Source organism: Candidatus Jordarchaeum sp. (assembly GCF_052745115.1).
On the sequence record NZ_JBRAKS010000355.1, the window covers coordinates 1 to 3,958 of the forward strand.

Annotated in this window: 4 protein-coding genes; 1 reads left to right on the forward strand and 3 read right to left on the reverse strand. The window is 48.4% G+C overall.

All coding sequences use genetic code 11. The annotated features are described in order from the left end of the window. Positions 1-117 precede the first annotated feature (117 nt). Positions 118-1,671 carry an MFS transporter gene (locus ACUVXA_RS17715; protein WP_445872613.1) on the reverse strand — a complete coding sequence of 518 codons (1,554 nt, stop codon included), beginning with the start codon at positions 1,669-1,671 and terminating at the stop codon, positions 118-120. Positions 1,672-1,770: 99 nt separating this feature from the next. On the opposite strand from ACUVXA_RS17715, the gene ACUVXA_RS17720 reads away from it, so the two are divergent. Beyond that, positions 1,771-1,998 carry a hypothetical protein gene (locus ACUVXA_RS17720; protein WP_445872614.1) on the forward strand — a complete coding sequence of 76 codons (228 nt, stop codon included), beginning with the start codon at positions 1,771-1,773 and terminating at the stop codon, positions 1,996-1,998. A gap of 42 nt (positions 1,999-2,040) precedes the next feature. Here ACUVXA_RS17720 and ACUVXA_RS17725 read toward each other — a convergent pair whose 3' ends face one another. Further along, the gene (locus tag ACUVXA_RS17725; RefSeq protein ID WP_445872616.1) at positions 2,041-3,618 is read right to left on the reverse strand and encodes an IS1634 family transposase; all 1,578 of its coding nucleotides are present in this window, start codon (positions 3,616-3,618) and stop codon (positions 2,041-2,043) included. Continuing rightward, on the reverse strand, positions 3,584-3,718 hold the full coding sequence (locus tag ACUVXA_RS17730; protein WP_445872615.1) for a hypothetical protein: 135 nt from the start codon (positions 3,716-3,718) through the stop codon (positions 3,584-3,586). Before ACUVXA_RS17730 ends, ACUVXA_RS17725 begins: the two co-directional genes overlap by 35 nt. Positions 3,719-3,958: the final 240 nt, after the last annotated feature.

Sequence of the window (3,958 nt, forward strand, 5' to 3'; positions counted from 1 at the left end):
AGAATGGCGTGACCCACAAATTAACCTTACCAACCGTATTTGGCACCAGAACCCCACTAAGCCAATCAATAAAATAAAAAATAAAATAAGGGAAAGTATCTGCCTGATATTTTTGAACTATTTCTTAACAAGTTCTTTTCTCCGCTGTTCCAATAGTTCAACTACCTTCGTTTTATCCCGTGGATAGTACCTGTATCCAAGGAACCAGAACAGGAACGATAGAGTCCAAGGAATAATGACGAACACAGCCATGGAGTAAGTTAAGGATTGACCTGACACGAATAACACAAGTATGAGATAAAGCACCGGTGTACCGAAAATAAGCCAGAAACCAATGTAGGGGCTAACCCAGCTCATAGAAAATCCAGCAATACCCGCGTTTATGTTATCAGCAAAGAAACCTACGAGTATCGCAGCGAAGGCCGACAATCCCTGCTCGAAAGTCTGTTCAAAAGACCAAGCAGTACTTCTAACCTCCGGCTTGTTTACCGCAGCAACTATGGGATAAACAGCCGCACTACCCGGCCAGTTAATAAGAACCGCAGTGATAAAAGCAACAATCAAGAACAAGGTAAACTCTTGAAGTACAAATAGAATCACCCATGACAATGGAATACCTATGAACACCGAAATCTGTGCAATTATTATCCTACCCCTTCTCGGAAACCTCAACTCCGCCTTGTCCCCCAGAAAACCTCCTATAACACTGCTTATAGCTGAACCCAAAACAATCATCGCAAAAACCAAAGTAGCTTGCCCCGGAGTAAGATAACGCACACTTTCCAACCAGTGAATAAGCCAAACCTGATATACAATCCAGGGGAAGTATCCTGTTAGTCCTTGTGCGATTATGACCCACATGGTTGGTATTCTTAGAATGCCGCCCACTGATTTGCGGTCAATCTTGAATTTTTCGACATTCTCTTTTGTGATCACGTCCATCAGTTCTTTTTCTGCTCCCCCTCTTACCGGCTCTTTTAGAAAGACCCATACTACTCCTGCTATTACAAGACATACTGCACCCAGCATCCAGAATCCGGTTCTCCATGCTCCAAGGTATAAGGTTTGTTTTAGAAAGTAGTCAACGACTAAGGCGTTATTTAGCAAGTTTAAGAATCCCGGTATGTATTGTAGGAAGAGTAGTTGGGTTAGGTTGGATTCTATTCCGCCTGTTATGCTTTGTGCGTCCAGGGCTCCCAGGATGGGTACTACCACCACGATTCCCAGCATGCCTAGGAGCCAGAATACGCCGAAGTATCTTCCTCGAACCTCGGGTTTGTAGATATCTACTATTATGGAGAATGCGGTAGGTACTATAGCTGCGAGTCCTAGTCCGGTCAATAGTCTGAAGAATATTAGCTGTTCGTAGTTTCCGCTCATTGCTACGAGGAAGGTGGTGAATGCCCATATTAGTATGCCTGCTAGTAGCACTTTTTTGCGGGAGTATCTGTCTGATAAGTATCCCCATATGGGTAGGGTGATTGTTTGCACTATGGAGCGGGCGGTGGTTATGAAGCCGAGTGCTGTTCTTGCCACTGCGAATTCTCTTCCTATGGACGTGAAGTAGGTGGGTAAGGCCTGGGTCTCCGCGTTGTTTACGAAGAATGCTAGTCCAAGTGAGGCCATGGTACCCTTTTTTCCCTCAATTTTTTCCTCCTTCTTCTTCGCCATAGTTTATTCTCCTCAATTTTTATGAATTTGAATTATACTTGTATTCCGCACTTTGTCATAAAGGTTTCCATTATTGGAATTTTTCCTGATGTACGGCGGTTGGAGGCTTCTGCCCCATCAGAGATCGATGACCTGGCAACCGGATACTCAGACGGTAATTGTGGCATCTTCCAGCACCCCCGACAACGCTACTATCTTCCGCCTAAGGAGAGCCCCCATCCTCTCTTTAAGCGAGCACCCCGTGCCTATCGCTCAGTCGGGCACGCCGACAGCGTAAAGTGGGGTTCAGCCTCTTTTTTTAAGGCTGCTAGTGAAGCGGTTCCTTAAAGCCACACGGCACCAGCCCTCAAGATCCACGGATCTTGAGTCCTATGTTCTCTTCAAACTACCTCCCACAAGTCCACTCCTCCCTCCCCTTTCCTGAGCGATTGCCTCCCCTTCACTGGTTTTGGTGAAAACGTCTCTGCTGGGGGAGGAAGCCCCAGCATTTCCAGAATCTGGGCTTGGACGCTTGTCAGATCTGAGAAAACAGTCAAGACCTCCCCCCCTAGCGTTTTTGAGTTTCACAATGCCGTAGCCCGAGAAGGCTTTAAATATCCTCTTTATCGTGGGACGCAGGTTGTCACGATTCTCAGGCATCAACCCTCTTATAGGCTTCTTCTGAGCCGTTACTGTACGTCGAACCTGCCTCTCTATGAGCCCAGCCACGAGAGCTCCAACCATGATGAGGAACAAGAGGGCTGCGATGCGTTTCGGGGTCTTTAAGAAGATGGGGGAGACGAGGAAAATGCTGTTCAGCATTCTGAAGCGGTGTTCCACCCGGTACTGTCCCTTCCACTCTGCCAGAATCTCGTGGTCCTGGAGTTGGGTGGCTGAGCCTCCTGCTACCAGCAGGTACACTCCGTCAAACTCCGCTTCATGTGCCACCTGCTCCCAGTCCACGGTGTAGACTAGCTCCAGTGGGTTCTCCCGGTCGGGATGCTCAACCACCTCCACCCTGAAGAAGCGTTGAGCCCGCCGCTTCTTGAAGGCTTTCTGCTGCACTCTGCGTATGATTGTTTCTGGGGTCTGGTAGTCGTATTTGTTCACCAGCCCCTGGATGCGTTTTATCTCTTTTTCTATTTCCTCTATTTCCTTTTGGCGTTTTTTAGCCTCTTGGGCTTTTGGGGTGCTTGATTGGATGTAGAGGTGGTGTACGGTGTAGGTTTTTTCGGGGTTTTCGGGGTCTTTTATTTCCACGTTTTCTCCCAGGCCGAGGTAGGTGGTGGCCTTTTCCTCTGGCTTTTCGGCGTCCCTCTGGGCTACGTAGGGGAGTTTCTCCCACCGTCTTCCTGAGGCTAGTAGTGAGGTTAGTTTCTCGCGGTGGTTTTTGTTCATGGTTAGGGGGCCTATGTAGCCTATTCCCAGTCGTAGCCAAGTTAGCTGGTTTTTTAGGGAGGTCATTTTTTGGTCTCCAAGGATTATGGTTTCGTTTAGGGGGAGGAAGTGGGCTAGTTGGGCGTGTTCGCGGAAGGCTGCGAACTCTGGGGTGTAGGTGGGGTTGTCGCTGGTGCTTCCGTTAAGGGTGTCGAACCATGCGGGGATGGCTCCGTCTCCTGTGACTAGGGCGAAGAGCTTCAGCTGCTTTGCATACACCCCCTTTGGGTTGTATCCTGGTTCTAGGCGGGGAACTCCCGCTTCTTCTTGTTGGTTTGGGAATTCTCCGGCGAAGGTTAGGGCTTTGGTGTCTGCGTGGAGTCTGTGGAAGTCTACTTGGAAAGTTTGGGCGGCGTTGGTGATGAGTTCTCCCCAGATGTGCCAGGTGTGCTCGTAGATGGCGTCTAGCATGCGCCCTATTCTGTCGTCGTTGAGCTGGTTTACGCTCTCTACTTCGGGGATACTGTTGAAAAAGTTCTCTATTTTGTAGGGGGATTTAGGCTGGGAGGCGAAGGGTTGGTGTTCGGAGATGGGTAAGAGACTTTTTCCCTGTCTGTTTGAGTTTCAGTCCTGCTGCTACCCTTCTCTTCACGTTTATAGCGGTGGCTGTGAGAAGCTGTTGGGCTTCCACCTTGCTCAGACCGCGGTATCGCGCCTTTCCCGCGCCGTGCCTCTTTCTATGCATTACCCATAAGTGCTACGAGTAATTGCTTTCCTCTAATTTTATGCAAGATACGCATATTTTCTTGTTCCCACGATAAAAAATATTACGTATATGATAAAAAATTAGAGAGCAAAAATTACCCATAATAATTGTGGGTAATGCATAGGTGCCTCTTTGCCTCGGAGACCGTTCCCTCAATTGGACAGC